Raw genomic sequence first — 17,403 nt, forward strand, 5'->3', positions numbered from 1 at the left:
GGCAGCGACCTGGTGCTCGATGGCGCCCCAGCTCGCGTTAGGCGTGCTGGCCGACGTCGCTTTCCTCCAGGGCACTGGGCCCCGGCGGGAGTCAGCAGTCCGCTGGTGAGCAGGGCGCAAGAGCAGCGGCAAGAATCGCGGCGCTCACGGCGACTGCGATGTGCCACACGGCTTCCCCCCTCGACGCCATCCGAATGCGGCTCTCTGGAAGGCCGAGAACACCCAGCCGATTCCCATGGCAGGCCACATATACGGCGAGTATGGTTGCCTATATGGCATCTAAGAAGGTCACAGTAACCATCCCCGAGGATCTCCTCGACGAGATCCGCACAGAGGCGGACGAGCGGGGCATCTCCGCCTATGTCACTGAGGCGCTGCGCGCGAAGCGTGACCGGGACCGGCTCCTGGAGCTCGTGCAGTGGCTCGAAGAGGAGCATGGGCCGGTCACCGACTCCGAGCGCTCGGCTTCCTACGACGCGCTGGACGATCTTGATGCCGAGCACGCGCGCCGTCAGGCGGCCACTGCCAAGCGCGCCGGCGAGGCCGCATGACGCCGAAGCGCGACCACCAGGCGAAGCCGCTCCGTGTCTTCGTGCTGGACTGCGAGGCGCTGTCGCTAGCCGTCCGCGGGGACCGCACGATGATCGGCTGGCTCGACATCGCCGCACGCGGAGAAGCCGACGTCATCACCTCCCCCATGACACTGGTCGAGGCGTACGACGGCAGGACAACCGAGCAGCGATGGGACTGGGTGCTCTCCCGGGTCAAGGTGGCCGATCTCGGCAAGGAGGAAGCACGACGGGCCCGCAGGCTGCTGGCCGATACGAAACTGCACGGCCACAAATACGCCATCGCCGCCATGCTCGCCGTCGTCGCAATCTCGCAACGCGGCCAAGTCACCGTCTTCACCTCCGACGTGGACGACCTGGAGAAGCTGCTTCCACCCCATATTGTGGTCAAGAAGGTCTGACCCAACTGCGTGGCTTGCACTCACCCACGGATACGTCTGAGTAAGTATCAATCCCTGCAATCGTAGAGACCCACAGGTCAGACGACTGAAGCGCGCATCGGGTCAGTCGGAATGATCTCGTGCTCGTCGAAGAGTTGTTCCAGCGCTTCGTGACCGTGCTCGCGACGGAACGTGATCTCGGCGGCCGTCACCGGCAGCGTCCAGAGAATACGGGCGTGGCCGTCGGGCAGTGGACACTGCTCCAGGTCGGGGCCATGCAGGTAGGGAAGGCTGACCAGCAGGTGGTCGCAAGTGGATCCGGGAACCCAGGGCTCGCCGATCGGCATGCTGTGCTCAAGATCAAGGTGGTGGCCTGCGTGGTAGTAGGCGATCTTTGCGGCGAGATCGACAAAGCTCTCATCGCCGCCTGGGGACGTCAGGACGAACTCCAGGCCGTGGCCGTTCCTTTCCACCGCTGACCAGCAACCAGCGGTGACGTAGGCCCAGCTATCAGTCCGGGGGCCTGGACCGGCCACGATGATGCGGAGTCCTGGAACTGCGTCGCGCCGTCCGGGGCCGAGTTCGTAGTCGTGGGCCTCGATCGTGTGGCCCGCAAAGAAATGGCGGACGTGGGCTTCGACGCCCGATATGGCCTGCTGCCTGCGTTTCGTTGCGAACATGGCGGCGATGATCTCATGTGCCTGAGTGCCTGGTAGCAGCTGAGCTCGGAGGCGCTGTCCTCGGCGTAGCTCTCACTCTCGGATGAGCTGTGGGAGTGGGACGATCACTCCACTCGTCATGACCTCGCCCCGTGAACTGTCGGTGCAGGCTCCCCCGCTCTCCTCTGTCCGCTACGGGCAGCGGACGACCTGGCCGGCGTAGGCGAGGCCGCCGCCGAAGCCGAGGAGCAGCACCGGGGCGCCCGAGCGCAGCTCGCCGCGTTCGACGAGCTTGGAGAGGGCCAGCGGGATGGACGCCGCCGAGGTGTTGCCTGAGTCGATGACGTCGCGGGCGACGACCGCGTTCGGGGCACCGATCTTGGCGGCGATGGCGTCGATGATCCGCAGGTTCGCCTGGTGCGGGACGAAGCCCTCCAGCTCGGCCGTGGTGATCCCGGCCTTCTCACAGGCCTGCCGCGCCAGCGGGGCGATCTGGGTGGTGGCCCAGCGGAAGACGGACTGGCCCTGCTGGGTGATCGTCGGATCCCAGCCGTCGATGCGGACGGCGTCGCTCTTGGTGGTGTCGGTGCCCCAGACCACCGGGCCGATGCCCGCCTCCGCCGAGGCCTCGATCACCGCCGCGCCCGCGCCGTCGCCGAAGATCACGCAGGTGGTGCGGTCGGTCCAGTCGAGGGTGTCGGACATCTTCTCAGCGCCGATGACCAGCGCCCGCGTGGACGCGCCCGCGCGGATCGCGTGGTCGGCGGTGGCCAGCGCGTAGGAGAAGCCGGAGCAGACCGTGTTGATGTCGTACGCGGCCGGGGTGGCGATCCCCAGCCGGCCCGCGACCTGGGCCGCGGTGTAGGGGCTGCGGTCGATCGCGGAGCAGGTGGCGACCACCACCAGGTCGATCGTGGACGCGTCGAAACCACTGGTGGCGAGGGCCTTCTCGGCGGCGCGGAAGGCGAGGTCGGCGACGGTCTCGTCCTCGGCGATGTGCCGGGTACGGATGCCGACGCGGCTGCGGATCCACTCGTCGTCGGTGTCCACCAGCTTGGCGAGGTCGTCGTTGGTGAGGACCTTCGGCGGCTGGTAGTGGCCGAGCGCGACGATGCGGGAACCAGTCATGTCTCCACTCAAGCCGGTTACCCGTGGGTCACCGGAGGCTGCCAGGGACAGTATCCGGGCGATGTAGCTGTAGGGCTCGGACAACTCCCCTGTGGGGGCTGGCCCCCACAGGGCAAGGGCCAGTACTGAGTTTGATGAGACAGCCCCGGTCGGACCCGGTGTCTCCGCAGGTCAGGCGCGCAGCGAGGCCGCGTCGCCCATGACTATGACCGGGTGCTTCGACGGGTCGAGATCCCTGAGCAGTATGGCCATGTTCGCCTTGGAGAGGCTGATGCAGCCGTGCGTCGGGCCGCCGTGGTCCACGTGGATCCAGATGCCGCCGCCGCGCGAGGCGCCCATCGGGCGGTCCGCGGAGAGCGGGCTGGTGCCGGGGTCGTGGTTGTAGTTGATGGCCACCACGTAGTCGAAGGCGTCGGCGAGCGACTCGCCCTCGAAGCCCGTCCCCAGCGCCTTGAACGCGGAGGAGTGCAGATACGGCAGCTTGGTACCGGGGTTGGCATCGAGGCCGCCCGCGTCGGTGAGGCTGTAGACGCCGATCGGGCTGTGCAGGTCACCGGCCATGTGGTCGGCGGTCCAGCCGTCCTTGGCGTTGTGCGCGGCCCAGGACGTGCCGGGCAGCCAGCTGCCGTCGGCGGTACGGGTGTACAGCACGGCGGTGGAGGTGTTGGCGTTCTTGCCGGTGCCGGTGACCAGCAGCACCTGCTGCGCATTGGCCGGGACCTTGGCGCGGAAGGAGGCGCCGAGGCCGGGGAGCTGCTTGAGCGCGGTGGTCGGGGTGGGCCGGGTGACCGAGCGCGAGGCGTCGGCGGGGGCGCTGCTGCTGCGCCCGCTGTCGACGGTGGGGGACGCGGCGGCGTTGGCGGCGGCCCTGGTCGGCTCGGGGTGCAGGAAGCCGGCCACGGCGATGACCGCCACGGCGGCGACCGAGCCCACGCCGAGGAAGCCGTTGCGCACCCGGCGCTTGCGCCGCGCACGGGCCTTCGCGGCGGCGCGGACCTGGGTCCTGGTGCCGGTGCGGGACACCGCGCGGGAGCCGACACGGGCCTCGGGACGGGCGGCGGGGCCGCCGGGACGCTCCGCGGACAGCGAGGCGGGTGCGGGCGCAGCGGCGGCGGGGCCTCGGCGTAGACCGGGTCGAGGTCGTCGGTGTAGTCGGTGTAGCCCATGTGGTCGGCCGGCGGCGTGTACTGCCCGTAGGGCTGCTGCTGCGGCTGGTACTGGCCGTACGGCTGCTGGGCGTAGCCGGTCTGCTCCGCGTAGGAGGGGTCGGGCTCAGGAGCCGGGTAGTACCCCGCCTGCCCCAAGTTCGGCTGCCCCAAGCCTGCCTGCCCGTAGCCGGATCCGTAACCACCGTTGGTCGGTGCCGCGGGCTGGTACGGAACGCCGTACGGCTCGCCCTGCCCGTACCCGTCGTAGCCGGCCCCGTACCCGCCGTAGCCGGCCCCGTCGTACCCGTACCCGCCCTCACCGGAGCTGTATCCGTCGGCGGAGCTGGGTTGACCGGAAGGGTTGGGGTGACTCGACATGTACGGTTCGTTCCTCGCAGGGTGGGGGGCGCGTCCGGTGGGGTGGCTGCGGTCAGCAGGGCGGGGCTGGTGGCGTTCCGGTCACTCCTTGTCACGGGCCGGTCGCACCTCAGTCGGCGCAACCATTTCCAGCGTCACGGTACCCCCATCGGGTGACCCGACACAGGAACCGGAGCGCCGTCATCACCATGCCCTCACACTCCCGCAGCACCCTCCTGCCCCATGCCCGGCCCGGGGCGACCGGCGATCATCAACGGTCAGCCGGACGGAAGACGGGCGCGGCGACCGGCCCTGAGCCGGCCTCAGCTGCGTAAACCTCTGTGGGCAAGGTCACATGCAACCTCTGGCCGACACAGAGCGTCAGGGGGTCGCAGTCCACGACCGCCGTCATCATCCGGGGCCCCTCGGCGAGGTCGACCACGGCCGCGACATAGGGCAGCCGGTCCCGGAACGGCGGCAGGTCGTTGGCGTGCACCACGGACCAGGTATAGAGGACGGCCTCGCCGGACGCCTGCTCCCAGCCGACGTCCTCGCTCCAGCAGTACGGGCAGAACTCGCGCGGGTAGTGGTGCGCACGGCCGCAGCCGCCGCAGCGGCGCAGCAGCAGCCGGCCCTGGGCGGCGGCCTCCCAGTAGGGGCGGGTGAAGGCGTCGGGCTCGGGGCGGTCGACAACGGTCATGGCAGGGGCTCCCTCAGGCGCCGAAGAAGTGACGGTCATGGGCAGGGGGCACTCTCAGGCGCCGAAGAGATGGAAGACCGCGTCCAGCGACCAGGCCTGCCAGCTCATCGCCAGCAGCGCGACCAGGGAGATCATCGCCATCATCAGGTTCTGCCCCTGCTCGGCCCAGTCGTGGATCATCAGCACCAGGTAGAGCAGGTTCAGCAGCAGCCCGGCGGCCAGGGCGATCGGGGTGAGCAGCCCCACCGTCAGGCCGAGGCCGAGGGCGAGTTCGGCGAAGACCACCACATAAGCCATCGGCTTGGGCCGGGGCGCGACGATCCGGTCGAAGGAACGGCCGACGAAGGGCCAGCGGTGGCCGGCCGCCACGCCCTTGGCCCAGTCGATGCCGGTGCCGCGCTGCAGCCAGCCCTTCTTGTCCTTGTGCCGCCAGCTCTCCAGCCACCACAGGCCGAGGCCGATGCGCAGCAGGGCGAGCCAGTGGGCGGCGCTGAGCCCGTAGGTGTGGACGACCTGCATGGACGGACTCCCTGGTGGCGGTCGGAGTTTTTCTGACGTTCCGTCAGTTCAGCGTATGCGCGGAGCCTGGCGCAAGGGGCGGGACGGTCTCCGCCCTCTTCCAGCACAAGCTTCCGGCCAGTAATCTGATGGAACGTCAGATTTAATGAAGGAGGCTCGCCATGCTGGACGCGGGGGACGAGACCGATGTCAGCGGACGGCCGGTGCACGGCCGCCCGGTGGACCTCGACGCCTTCTTCCGCCCCGCGACCGTGGCGGTGATCGGCGCCTCCGACACACCGGGGCGGCCCAACACCGGGATCACCCGCCAACTGGCCGCCTGGGCGGCCAGGGTCGGGGCGCGGATGTACCCGGTGAACCCCGGCCGGGCAGAGGTGGACGGGGAGCCCTGCTACCCCGACCTGGCCTCGGTGCCGGTCCCCGGCGGGGAGTCGATCGACCTCGCGGTGATCCTGCTGAGCGACCCCGAGCCGGTGATCCCGCAGCTGATCGAGGCCAAGGTGAAGTTCGCGGTGGCCTTCGCCTCGGGCTTCGCCGAGACCGGCGCGGACGGCGCGGCGGCCCAGCAGCGGCTGGCCCAACTGATCGCCGAGGCCCCGACCGGACTGCGGCTGCTCGGGCCGAACACCAACCTCAACGCCTTCGAGCGCTTCCGCGAGGACCTGACCGGACCCGCCATCGCCCTGATCACCCAGAGCGGCCACCAGGGCCGCCCGCTGTTCTCGCTCCAGCAGATCGGCATCAGGCTCAGCCACTGGGCCCCCACCGGCAACGAGGCCGACCTCGAAGTGGCCGACTTCGTCCGCTGGTTCGCCGACCAGCCCGAGGTCGGGGCCATCGCCGCCTATATCGAGGGCCTCAAGGACGGCCGCGCCTTCCTCCTCGCCGCCGACCACGCCGCCCGGCGCGGCGTCCCGGTGGTCGCGGTCAAGGTCGGCCGGACCAGGGAGGGGGCCCGGATGGCCGCCTCCCACACCGGCAAACTGACCGGCGCGGACGACGTGGTGGACGCGGCCTTCCGGCAGTTCGGGGTGATCCGGGTCGACGGCCTGGACGAACTCCAGGACACCGCAGCCCTGTTGGCCCGGGCCAAGCCGCCGCAGGCGGACGGGGTGGCGGTGTACTCCATCTCCGGCGGAACCGGCGCCCACCTCGCCGACCTGGCCTCGGCGGCCGGTCTGACGATGCCTCAACTCTCGGACGCCAAGCAGGCCGAGCTGCACCAGTGGATCCCGAAGTACCTCAGCGTCGCCAACCCGATCGACAACGGCGGCCACCCGGTGGGCGACTGGCGCGGCCGGAAGATCCTGGACGCGATCCTCGCCGACCCGGCCGTGGGGGTGCTGATCTGCCCGATCACCGGCCCCTTCCCGCCGATGAGCGACAAGCTGGCGCAGGACCTGGTGGAGGTGGCCGAGACCACCGACAAACTGGTCTGCGTGGTCTGGGGGTCGCCGGTCGGCACCGAGGCCGCGTACCGGGAGACCCTGCTCGGCTCCTCCCGGGTGGCCACCTTCCGTACCTTCGGCAACTGCGTGGGCGCGGTGGCCGCGTATCTGGAGCACCACCGCTTCAGCGCCGCCTACCGCAGCCCTTTCGAGCAGGCGCCGCAGGCCCCCTGTGCCGGGAAGGCCAAGGCGCAGCGGGTGCTGCGGCCGGGGCAGCAGCTCAGCGAGGTCGCCGCGAAGCAGCTGCTGCGCGCCTACGGCCTGCGGGTGCCGCGCGAGCAACTGGTCACCAGCGCGGCCGGCGCGGTGCGGGCGGCCGGGGTGGTCGGCTACCCGGTGGTGCTGAAGGGCTCGGCGCCCGAGGTGGCCCACAAGACCGAACTCGGCCTGGTCCAGGTCGGGTTGACCTCGGCCAGCCAGGTCAGGGAGGCGTTCCGGATCCTGACCGACAACGCCCGGGCGGCCGGGATCCCGCGGCTGGAGGGCGTGCTGGTGTGCCAGATGGTCGAGGCGGGGGTGGAGATGGTGCTGGGCGTCAACCAGGACCCGACCTTCGGCCCCACGGTGACGGTCGGCATGGGCGGCATCTTCGTCGAGGTGCTGGCGGACACGGCGGTCCGGGTCCCCCCGTTCTCCTGTCCCGACGTCCGGACCATGCTGCGGGAGCTGCGCTGCTGGCCGCTGCTGCAGGGGGTGCGGGGCGGGCCGCCGATGGATGTGGACGCGCTGGTGGAGGCGGTGATGCGGGTGCAGCGGATGGCGATGGAACTGGGCGACGACCTGGCCGAGCTGGACATCAACCCGCTGATGGTGCTGGAGCGCGGCAAGGGCGTGGTGGCGCTGGACGCCCTGGCGGTGTGCAAATGAGCGCCCCGCAGGCGGGTGCCCCGCTGCTGGTCGAACGGGATGGCGGCAGCAGCACCGTGCTCCGGCTGACCCTCAACCGGCCGGAGACCCTCAACGCGGTCACCGCGGAGATGCGGGAGCAGCTGATCGCCGAGCTGGACGCGGCCTCCGCCGACCCCGGGATCCGGGCGGTGGTGCTGACCGGCGCGGGGCGGGGCTTCTGCTCCGGCGCGGATCTGCGCTCGTCCGGCGGCGGCCCGGCCGGCCCGCGCGTCCCCGGCGACGTCGCACGGGTGCTGCAGCGCGGCGTCCAGCGAATGATCGCGGCGGTGCTGGACTGCGAGAAGCCGGTGCTGGCCGCCGTCAACGGCACGGCGGCCGGAGTGGGCGTGCACCTGGCGCTGGCCTGCGACCTGGTGCTGGCGGCCGAGGGTGCGAGCTTCGTCGAGGCCTTCGTCCGGCGCGGGCTGGTGCCGGACGGGGGCGGCGCGTATCTGCTGCCGCGGCTGGTCGGGCCGCAGCGGGCCAAGGAGTTGATGTTCTTCGGCGACGCACTGTCGGCCGCTGAGGCGGAGCGACTGGGGCTGGTCAACCGGGTGGTCCCGGCCGAGGAGCTGCAGAAGACCGCCCAGGAGTGGGCCGAACGCCTGGCCGCGGGCCCGACCCGGGCCCTGGCCATGACCAAGCAGCTGGTCAACGCCTCACTGGAGTCCGACCGGGCCACCGCGTTCGCGGCCGAGGCCACCGCACAGGAGATCAATATGACCACCGCGGACGCCCCGGAGGGGGTCCGTGCCTTCGTCGAACGGCGCCCGCCGAGCTTCGAGGGACGCTAGCGACCTGGTGACGTCACGGTGCGCACAACAGGATGCGCGCGGCTCAGCCCTCCAGGACCTCTACCGCGCCGATGTAGCCGGTGGAGTGCTCCAGGACCGCCTCGGCCTCGCGGCGGCGGTACTGGGCGGCGCCGGCCCGGAGCACCGCGCCGTAGGGGTGGGTGTCCAGGTCCAGGACGGTGGCCTGCCAGCCGTGGCCGAGGGCGGTGTCGGCGTCGACCTTCAGCACGATCCGCGGACGGGTGCCGGGCAGCGGCTCCCACAGGCCGGCGGTGATCGAACCCTCGCTGCCGCCCCGGCCGTGGGCGGAGGTCAGGGTGAAGACGCCGTCCGACTCGAACTCCAGGACCCCGCCCGGGGTGTCCCAGACACCGAGGATTTCGGGCGATATCCGGTCCCGCTCCGGCCGCGGGGTCCGGTCCCGCAGGATCCAGCAGCCGGCGGCCAGGCCGAGGGCGGTGGTGTTCGCCAGGTTCACGGCGCCGAACACCAGCCCCGAATAGCTCTCGATGGCTCCGTGGAAGGTGAACCAGCTGGTGCCCAGCGCGGCGAGGGCCAGCAGGAGCCCGCCGACGACGACACGGAACCGCCCGCGCAGCAGAAAGCGGCTGATCAGCAGGGTCAGCGCGAGCAGGAGCGGGACCGCCAGGGTCTCTCCCAGCGGCCACAGCAGACCCTCGCCCATCAGTGTCCAGCGGTTCGACTGCGGGCCGCCGCCGTATCCGTTCGAGCCGCTCATCTGCCACAGCTCGTAGATCTGCCAGGAGTTCATCAGGCCGACTGCGCCCGCAGCCGCACCCGTGATCAGAATCCAGCGCCTGAGCTGCTCGTTCATGGTTCCCACTCCCTGGGCTCTCCCCAGAGCCGAGCCGCAAGAGTACGCAAGCACTGATCATCCGCGTCAAGGGGAAATCTCATTCCCTTCCGATCTGACGTACCGTCAGGTTTAATGGAAGGCGGACCCGGCACGCCCGGGTGTCACCCACACCCTGCGAGGTACCGATGGGCCACGAAGGCATGGCGGTGGCCGCCGTCCGCTATCTGCGGACCGCGGCACCAGCACCGGAACCGTCAGCCCTTCCGCTCGCCCCGCCCCCGCTGCGCGCGGTGGGCCCGGACGAGCGGCTGCCGAGCGCCGTCACCGACCCACGCCTGCTCCGTACCGTGCTCGGCCACTTCTGCACCGGGGTGACCGTGATCAGCGCCGTGGCGGAGGGCGGCAGCCCGGCCGGCTTCGCCTGCCAGTCCTTCTCCTCGCTGTCCCTGGAACCCCCGCTGGTGAGCTTCAACGTCGCGCGGACCTCGGCCTCCTGGCCCCGGATCGCGCACGCGGGCCGCTTCTGCGTCAACGTCCTGGCCGCCGACCAGGGCGAGCTGTGCCGTGCCTTCGCCGTCAGCAGCGCCAGCGGCGCGGACAAGTTCGCGGACGTGGACTGGGCCCCCTCCCCCGGCACCGGCTCGCCCCGGATCGCCGGGGCGCTGGCCTGGATCGACTGCACCATCCACGCCGTCCACATCGGCGGCGACCACCTGATCGTGCTGGGCCGGGTCTGCGACCTCTCGGTCTCCGAGGAACGGGCCGGGACCGGGCCGCTGCTGTTCTACCGCGGCGGCTTCGGTGCACTGACGCCGTAGCGCTGGCGGTGGCTCACGCGGTGGCGAGCTGCCGCGCCTGCGGCACCGCCGGGGGCTTGGCGCGGAGCAGCAGGGCGCAGCTCGCGGCGATGACGCAGAGGGCGCCCGCGCCGTACCAGGCGGCGTCGTAGCTGCCGAGCTGGTCGCGGACCAGGCCCGCGCCGAGGGCCACCGCGGCGGCGCCCACCTGGTGGCCGCAGAAGACCCAACCGAAGACGATCGGGGCGTCCTCGCCGAACCACTGCCGGCAGAGGGCGATCGTCGGCGGGACGGTGGCGACCCAGTCCAGGCCGTAGAAGATGATGAAGATGACCATGCTGGGGTGCACCGTGCGGGCGAACAGCGCGGGCAGGAACAGCAGCGAGGCACCGCGCAGCAGGTAGTAGACGCCGAGCAGCTTGCGGGAGTCCAGCCGGTCGGTCAGCCAGCCCGAGAAGACCGTGCCCACCACGTCGAACACCCCGACCAGCGCCAGCAGTCCGGCCGCCGTGGTCTCCACCATGCCGTGGTCGCCCGCCGCCGGGATGAAGTGGGTCCCGACCAGGCCGTTGGTGGTGGCGCCGCAGATCGCGAAGGATCCGGCCAGCAGCCAGAACGGCCGGGTCCCGGACGCGGTGCGGAGCACCCGCAGCGCCCGCAGCCCCTTGCCCGCACCGGACGCACCGGCCGCCGAGGCGGCCGGCTCCACCGGCTCGGTCGCCCCGTACGGGAGCAGCCCCAGGTCGGCGGGGTACTCGCGCATCAGCAGCAGCACGATCGGGACCACCGCGAGCGAGCAGCAGCCGACCGTGATCGAGGCGCTGCGCCAGCCGTAGTCGCTGATCAGCCAGGCCAGCACCGGCAGGAAGACCAGGTTCCCGGCCGCGCTGGCCGCCGTCAGCACCCCGGTGACCAGCCCGCGCCGGGCCAGGAACCAGCGCCCTGTGATGGTCGCGGTGAACGCCAGCGCCATCGAGCCGCTGCCGACGCCGACCAGGACGCCCCAGCAGAGCACCATCTGCCAGGACTGGGTCATGAACACCGTGGCACCGCTGCCCAGCGCCATCAGCAGCAGCGCGGAGGCCGCCACCCGGCGGATCCCGAAGCGGTCCATCAGCGCGGCGGCGAACGGCGCGGTCAGGCCGTTGAGCAGCATGTTCAGCGAGACCGCGGAGGAGATGATCCCGTGCGACCAGCCGAACTCGGTGTTCAGCGGCTCCATCAGCAGCGCCGGGGTGGACCGGAACCCGGCCGCGCCGACCAGCACCAGCAGGCAGACCGCGGCGATGACCCAGGCGTAGTGCAGGCCCGGGGCTCGGGGACCGGAAAGGGCTACACGTACGGAGGTGGGATGAGTCTGCTGTTCAGTCACCCGATGATTCTTACGCTGCTCCTACACTCCGGCGAGTGGCCGGAAGGACAGCTTGCGCAAGGATCGGGCCACGGCGCACAGTAGTGGCATGCCCGCACTCCCCCGTCCGCACCCCGCACCGCACCGCGTCGCGGTCCTCGCGCTGCCCGGGGTGATCGCCTTCGAGCTGGCCACCCCTCCAGGATCCTGGAGTCGGCCCACCTCCCCGGCGACGCCCCGCTCTACCAGGTCATGACCTGCACCCTGGACGGCGCCCCGGTGCAGACCAGCGCCGACTTCCGGATCGCCGTCGAGCACGGCCCCGAACTGCTCGGGGACGTCGACACCGTGGTCATCCCGGCCAGCCGCAACCTGGTGCCGACCCTGGCCGAAGGACGCCTCCCGGCCGAGATCGGCGCCGCGCTGGCGCTGATCCGGCCCGGGACCCGGCTGGTGTCCATCTGCACCGGCGCCTTCGTGCTCGCCGCGGCCGGGCTGCTGGACGGTCGGCCCGCGACCACGCACTGGAGCTACACCGACCAGTTCCGCAGGCTGTTCCCCCAGGTGCGGCTGGACCCGGACGTGCTGTTCGTCGACGACGGCGACGTGCTGACCTCGGGCGGGGTCGCCGCCGGGGTGGACCTCTGCATGCACATCGTGCGGCGGGACCACGGCTCCGGCATCGCCAACCTGGTCGCCCGCCGCTGCATCGTCCCGCCGTGGCGCGAGGGCGGGCAGGCCCAGTACATCGACCTGCCCGTCCCCGACCCCGGCGCCGACGGCACCGCCCCGGCCCGGGCCTGGGCGCTGCAACGGCTCGGCGAGCCGCTGGCGCTGCGCGACCTGGCCGACCACGCCGGGATGAGCGTGCGCACCTTCACCCGCCGCTTCCGCGACGAGACCGGGCTCAGCCCCGGCCAGTGGCTGGTCCGCCAACGCGCGCACCAGGCCCGGCAACTGCTGGAGGGCAGCGATCTGACGGTGGACCGGATCGCCCGTCAGGTCGGCTTCGGGACGGCGGCGTCCATGCGCCAGCACCTGCGCGACACCCTGGGCGTCGCCCCCAGCGCCTACCGCCGCACCTTCCGCGAGGCGAGCTGAACCGGGCCGCCAACCAGGACACCGCTACGCGAAGTCGGCCCGGTGGTCGCCGACCCACTCGGCGAAGGTGCGGCCGGGACGGCCGGTCAGCTTCTCGACCGCGCCGCTGACCGCGACCGGGCCGTCGAGCGACTCCGACCACTGGGTGAACAGCGCGTCGATCACCGGCTCGGGGACGTGGAAGCTCAGCATCTGCTCCCGCACCACCTCGGGCGGCAGCTCCTGGTAGCTCACCGGGCGGCCGAGCACCTCGCCGACCGTGGCCGCCTGCTGGGCGTGCGACAGCGACTGGGGCCCGCTCAGCTCGTGCACCGCACCGGCGTGGCCGTCCTGCACCAGCGCGACCGCGGCCACGGCGGCGATGTCCGCCTCATGGATCGGCGCCATCTGCGCCTCGGCATAGGCGCCGCGGATCACCTCGCCGCCCTTGAGCTGCCCGGCCCACTGCAGCGCGTTGACCGCGAAGGCACCCGGACGCAGGATCGTCCACTCCAGACCGGAGGCCCGGACCGCCTGCTCGATCTCGCCGTGCCACTGCGCGAGGACGTCCGGCTGCTCCTCGACCCCGTCCTGCACCGACGCGGAGGAGAGCAGCACCACCCGCGCCACCCAGGCCTGCTTCGCCGCCGCGAGGAAGCCGGGCGCGGCGCCGGGCGTGGGAAAGAGAAAGGCCGCCCGCACCCCGGCCAGGGCGGCCGGCAGCGTGGCCGGGTCGGTCAGATCCCCGCGCACCACCTCGACCCCGGCCGGCAGCCCGGCCTGCTCGGGGTTCCGGGTCAGCGCCCGCACCTGCTGTCCGTCCGCCAGCAGCTCGCGCACCACGTTGCGTCCGACATTGCCGGTCGCTCCGGTTACCAGAATCACGATGAGGCTCCCTCGTTGACTGCCTGCTCGAACCAGTACGCGGACGAGCCTACGGGTGAGGGAGAGTCAACTGTCCGACAGCGTCAGAACACCAGCACCGCCCGGGCCACGCCGCCGCTGTGCGTGGCCTCCGCTGCCGCGTCGAAGGCGTCGATCGGGTAGGTGGCCGTCACCAGCTCGTCCAGCAGCAGCCGGCCGCTCCGGTAGAGGTCCGCGTAGAGGGCGATGTCGACCAGGGGCCGGGAGGACCCGTAGCGGCAGCCGAGGATGGACTTGTCCAGGAACATCTCGGCCGGACGGAAGGACGCCTCCGCCTCCGGGCGGGTCATTCCCAGCAGCACGGCCTGGCCGTGCCGGTTGAGCAGGTCGACGGCCTGGCGCACCAGCGCCGTCGCGCCGACGCACTCGAAGGCGTGGTCGACGCCCTCCGGCAGCAGCGCCTTCACCGCGTCCACGGTGGAGTCCACCGCCCGCGCGTCGATGAAGTCGGTGGCGCCGAAGGTCCGGGCCATCGCCTCCTTCTCGGCGACCGCGTCCACCGCGATGATCCTGGAGGCCCCGGCCAGCCGCGCGCCCTGGATGACGTTCAGCCCGATGCCGCCGCAGCCGATCACCGCGACGGTGTCGCCGAGGCCGACCCTGGCCCGGTTCAGCGCCGCGCCGACCCCGGTCAGCACACCGCAGCCGATCAGGGCGGCCGAGGTGAAGGGGATCGACGGGTCGATCCGGACCGCCTGGACCGCCTTCACCACCGTGCGTTCGGCGAAGACCGAGGTGGAGGCGAAGTTGTAGAGCGGGACGTCGGGCTGCGAGCTGCGGATGAAGGGCTTGCCCGGGAAGCCGATGGCCTTGCGGCACATGGTCGGCCGCCCGCGCCCGCACTCGGCGCAGGTCCCGCAGTTGGCGAGGGTGGACAGGGCGACATGGTCCCCCGGCTGGACGTGGACCACGCCGGGGCCGACCGCCTCGACCGTCCCCGCGCCCTCGTGGCCGAGGACCACCGGGACCGGGAAGGGGATGGTGCCGTCGATCACGGACAGGTCGCTGTGGCACAGCCCGGCCGCCGCGATCCGGACCAGGATCTCGCCGACACCCGGGTCGCGTACCTCCAGGTCGTCGACGACCTGGGCTTCCTTGCCGTCGAAGATGACGCCTTTCATATCTGCATCCCTAGGTAGAAACGAAGGTGACGGAAGGTCAGGACTGCCAGACCAGGGCCTGCAGCTCGCTGTACGCGCTCAGGCCGTACGAGCCGCCGTCCCGGCCGATGCCGCTCTGCTTGAAGCCGCCGAACGGGGTCTCCGGGTGGCGCTGCGCGGTGTTGATGCCGACATTGCCGGTGCGCAGCCGGCCGGCCAGGGCGTAGGCGCGGGCGGTGTCGGCGGAGAAGACATAGTCGTAGAGGCCGAAGTCGGTGGAGTTGGCGATGGCGACGGCCTCCTCCTCGTCCCGGAACGGGATCACCACGACCACCGGGCCGAAGACCTCCTCCCTGGCGATGGTCATCGTCGGGGTGACGTCGGCGAGCAGGGTCGGCGCGACATAGAAGCCGGTGCCGGGCAGATCCTGGCTGTCGGCCGCGTGCTCCTTCCTGGTCCCGCCGGCCACCAGCCGGGCCCCTTCGGCGACCGCGCCCGCGATGTAGGCCTCGACCCGGTCCCGGTGCAGCGCGGTGATCACCGGGCCGACCACGGTGGTCGGCAGCAGCGGATCGCCGACCGCCAGCGCGGCGGCGTAGCGGGCCAGCCCGGCGACGACCTCCTCGTAGCGGGACTCGTGCACCAGGGCGCGGGTGGGGGCGGTGCAGATCTGGCCGGAGTGGAAGGACCAGGCCGAGCCGATGGCGGCAACGGCGCTGCGCAGATCGGCGTCCTCCAGCACAAGGCCGGCGCCCTTGCCGCCCAGCTCCATCAGCATCCGCTTCATGGTGGGCCCGCCGTCGGCGGCGATCCGGCGGCCGACCGTGGTGGAGCCGGTGAAGCTGATCATGTCGACCTCGGCCGAGGCCACCAGCGCGGCCCCGGTCGCCGCCCCGGAGCCGGTGACCACATTGAAGATCCCGGGGGGCGCCCCCGCGTCCTGGAAGACCTCGCCCAGCTTGAGGCACCCCAAGGGGTCCTGCGGAGCCGGTTTGGCGACCACGGTGTTGCCCATCGCCAGAGCGGGCGCGAGCTTGCCGGCCAGGTTGACGATCGGGAAGTTGTAGGAGGTGATGCAGCCCACCACCCCCACCGGACGCCGCACCGCCGCCGCGCTGGTCAGCCCCCCGGCCGCCAGCGGCGTGGCCGCCACCGGGTAGGGGGCCAGGGAGCTGACGGTGGCTTCGAGCGCGCCCCGGGCATAACGACGGAACCGCTCGGCGGCGACCGGGACCTGCATCGACGAGGCCACCCGGATCGTCGCCCCGGTCTCGGCCTGGAGCAGCGGCACGAACTCCTCGCTACGGGCCAGCAGCGCGTCCGCGATCCGGTTCAGCACGGCCGCGCGCTCCACCGCGCTGGTGCGGGACCAGCCCTCGAACGCCTCCCTGGCGGCGGCGACGGCGTCCGCGACGTCGGCGGCCGAGGCCTCCGGGGCGTGGCCGACGACCTGCTCGGTGGCCGGGTTGACGACGGGATAGCTGCCGTCGCCGCCCTCGCGCCACTCGCCGTTGACGAACAGCCGGTGCGATGCGGATTCTTGCGACTGGGTGGTCATTGTGCTGCCTTCTGCTCGCGGGGCAGGCCGAGGACGCGCTCGGCGATGAGGTTGCGCTGGATCTGGTCGCTGCCGCCGTAGATGGTGTCGGCGCGGGAGAAGAGCATGCTGTGCTGCGCGGCGAGCAGCGGGTACCCGTCCGGGTCGTGCGCGCCGCCGCCGGCCAGCGCCCCGTCCGGGCCGAGCACCTGGACGGCCAGCTCGCCGAGCCGCTGGTGCCAGCCGCCCCAGACCAGCTTCGCCACCGCGGCGGTGCCGGGCTCGGCCGTGCCGAGAGTGCGCAGCGCGTTGCAGCGCATCACATGCAGCTCGGCCCACTGCCGGGTGAGGCGTTCACGGAGCACCGGATCCTGCTCCGCCCCCGAGGCGGCGGCCGAGGCCAGCACCGCGTCCAGCTCCCGGGTGTAGCCGATCTGCCGGCCCAGCATCCCGACCCCGCGCTCGAAGGACAGCAGGTCCATGGCCACCCGCCAGCCCTGGCCGACCTCGCCCAGGACGTGCGCGGCGTCGGCGCGGGCGTTGTCGAAGAAGACCTCGCTGAACTCGGACTCCCCGTCCAGCTGCCGGATCGGGCGGACCTCGATCCGTCCGGGCTGGTCCATCGGCAGCAGCAGCAGACTGAGGCCGTGGTGCCGCTGCGAGCCGGGCTCGGTGCGGGCCAGCACGAAGCACCAGTCGGCCCACTGCGAGAGCGAGGTCCAGGTCTTCTGACCGTTGATCAGCCAGGCCTCCCCGTCGGCCGTCCGCTCGGCGGTGGTGCGGACGGCGGCGAGGTCGGAGCCCGCGCCGGGTTCGCTGTAGCCCTGGCACCAGATCACCTCGCCGCCGGCGATCCCCGGCAGGAAGCGGGCGCGCTGCTCCTCGGTGGCGTGGCGCAGCAGGGTGGGGGCGAGCAGGTGCTCGCCGACGATGCCGATGGGCGCCGGGGCAGCGGCCCTGGCGTACTCCTCGGCCCAGATGATCTGGCTGGTCAGCGGGTGCTCGCACCAGCCCAGGCCGATCCAGCCGCCGCTGCCCAGCTCACGCTCCCAGGCCCGGCGGCGGTCCGGGACGAAGCCCTCGGGGGTGCGCAGATCGGCGAAGGGACGGCCGTCGGCGAGGCGCTCGGTGAGCCAACCGCGGGCCCGGGCCCGGAATGCCTCGTCCTCGGCGCTGAAGGAGAAGTCCATGGTGGGTGCCGACCGCC

At 71.9% G+C, this 17,403-nt stretch carries 16 protein-coding genes and 1 pseudogene; 6 read left to right on the forward strand and 11 right to left on the reverse strand.

Annotated elements, in window-relative coordinates:
- The first annotated feature begins 272 nt into the window (after positions 1–272).
- Complete coding sequence (locus tag ACXKR8_RS21075) at positions 273–551, forward strand: ribbon-helix-helix domain-containing protein (RefSeq protein ID WP_458274426.1); 279 nt, start codon at positions 273–275, stop codon at positions 549–551.
- Complete coding sequence (locus ACXKR8_RS21080; protein ID WP_458274427.1) at positions 548–970, forward strand: hypothetical protein; 423 nt, start codon at positions 548–550, stop codon at positions 968–970. The genes ACXKR8_RS21075 and ACXKR8_RS21080 overlap by 4 nt, the downstream gene beginning before the upstream one ends.
- Positions 971–1,047: 77 nt before the next feature.
- On the opposite strand, the gene ACXKR8_RS21085 is transcribed toward ACXKR8_RS21080, so the two are convergent.
- The 5 genes from ACXKR8_RS21085 to ACXKR8_RS21105 form a co-directional block, all read right to left on the reverse strand.
- On the reverse strand, positions 1,048–1,629 hold the full coding sequence (locus ACXKR8_RS21085; protein ID WP_458274428.1) for a suppressor of fused domain protein: 582 nt from the start codon (positions 1,627–1,629) through the stop codon (positions 1,048–1,050).
- Between the two features lie 171 nt (positions 1,630–1,800).
- Entirely contained in the window at positions 1,801–2,736 is a 936-nt protein-coding gene (locus ACXKR8_RS21090; RefSeq protein WP_458274429.1) for a beta-ketoacyl-ACP synthase III, read from the reverse strand.
- Between the two features lie 171 nt (positions 2,737–2,907).
- The gene (locus ACXKR8_RS21095) at positions 2,908–3,759 is read right to left on the reverse strand and encodes a L,D-transpeptidase family protein (protein WP_462100618.1); all 852 of its coding nucleotides are present in this window, start codon (positions 3,757–3,759) and stop codon (positions 2,908–2,910) included.
- Positions 3,760–4,512: 753 nt separating this feature from the next.
- Entirely contained in the window at positions 4,513–4,941 is a 429-nt protein-coding gene (locus ACXKR8_RS21100; protein ID WP_458274431.1) for a Zn-ribbon domain-containing OB-fold protein, read from the reverse strand.
- Positions 4,942–4,995: 54 nt separating this feature from the next.
- Positions 4,996–5,460 (reverse strand): DoxX family protein, encoded by a 465-nt coding sequence (locus ACXKR8_RS21105; protein WP_458274432.1) that lies wholly within the window; start codon positions 5,458–5,460, stop codon positions 4,996–4,998.
- Between the two features lie 161 nt (positions 5,461–5,621).
- Here ACXKR8_RS21105 and ACXKR8_RS21110 point away from each other — a divergent pair, with 161 nt between their 5' ends.
- Positions 5,622–7,775 carry an acetate--CoA ligase family protein gene (locus tag ACXKR8_RS21110; RefSeq protein ID WP_458274433.1) on the forward strand — a complete coding sequence of 718 codons (2,154 nt, stop codon included), beginning with the start codon at positions 5,622–5,624 and terminating at the stop codon, positions 7,773–7,775.
- The gene (locus ACXKR8_RS21115) at positions 7,772–8,590 is read left to right on the forward strand and encodes an enoyl-CoA hydratase/isomerase family protein (RefSeq protein WP_458274434.1); all 819 of its coding nucleotides are present in this window, start codon (positions 7,772–7,774) and stop codon (positions 8,588–8,590) included. The genes ACXKR8_RS21110 and ACXKR8_RS21115 overlap by 4 nt, the downstream gene beginning before the upstream one ends.
- A gap of 43 nt (positions 8,591–8,633) precedes the next feature.
- On the opposite strand, the gene ACXKR8_RS21120 is transcribed toward ACXKR8_RS21115, so the two are convergent.
- A complete protein-coding gene (locus tag ACXKR8_RS21120; protein ID WP_458274435.1) occupies positions 8,634–9,425 on the reverse strand; it encodes a hypothetical protein in 792 nt (263 codons plus the stop codon).
- Positions 9,426–9,592: 167 nt separating this feature from the next.
- Here ACXKR8_RS21120 and ACXKR8_RS21125 point away from each other — a divergent pair, with 167 nt between their 5' ends.
- Entirely contained in the window at positions 9,593–10,225 is a 633-nt protein-coding gene (locus ACXKR8_RS21125; RefSeq protein WP_458274436.1) for a flavin reductase family protein, read from the forward strand.
- A gap of 13 nt (positions 10,226–10,238) precedes the next feature.
- Here the strand turns inward: ACXKR8_RS21125 and ACXKR8_RS21130 are convergent, their stop codons facing one another.
- A complete protein-coding gene (locus ACXKR8_RS21130; RefSeq protein WP_458274437.1) occupies positions 10,239–11,576 on the reverse strand; it encodes an MFS transporter in 1,338 nt (445 codons plus the stop codon).
- Positions 11,577–11,664: 88 nt separating this feature from the next.
- Here ACXKR8_RS21130 and ACXKR8_RS21135 point away from each other — a divergent pair.
- Positions 11,665–12,656 (forward strand): annotated as a pseudogene (locus ACXKR8_RS21135) (GlxA family transcriptional regulator).
- A 24-nt stretch (positions 12,657–12,680) separates the two neighbouring features.
- On the opposite strand, the gene ACXKR8_RS21140 reads toward ACXKR8_RS21135, so the two are convergent.
- From ACXKR8_RS21140 to ACXKR8_RS21155, 4 genes are all read right to left on the reverse strand, one after another.
- On the reverse strand, positions 12,681–13,520 hold the full coding sequence (locus ACXKR8_RS21140) for an NAD(P)H-binding protein (RefSeq protein WP_458274439.1): 840 nt from the start codon (positions 13,518–13,520) through the stop codon (positions 12,681–12,683).
- An 83-nt stretch (positions 13,521–13,603) separates the two neighbouring features.
- Complete coding sequence (locus ACXKR8_RS21145) at positions 13,604–14,680, reverse strand: Zn-dependent alcohol dehydrogenase (RefSeq protein WP_458274440.1); 1,077 nt, start codon at positions 14,678–14,680, stop codon at positions 13,604–13,606.
- Positions 14,681–14,717: 37 nt separating this feature from the next.
- Positions 14,718–16,217, reverse strand: a complete 1,500-nt coding sequence (locus ACXKR8_RS21150) for an aldehyde dehydrogenase family protein (RefSeq protein ID WP_458274441.1) — start codon at positions 16,215–16,217, stop codon at positions 14,718–14,720.
- A complete protein-coding gene (locus tag ACXKR8_RS21155) occupies positions 16,214–17,386 on the reverse strand; it encodes an acyl-CoA dehydrogenase family protein (protein ID WP_458274442.1) in 1,173 nt (390 codons plus the stop codon). Before ACXKR8_RS21155 ends, ACXKR8_RS21150 begins: the two co-directional genes overlap by 4 nt.
- Positions 17,387–17,403: the final 17 nt, after the last annotated feature.

Source organism: Streptacidiphilus sp. PAMC 29251, assembly GCF_054208735.2.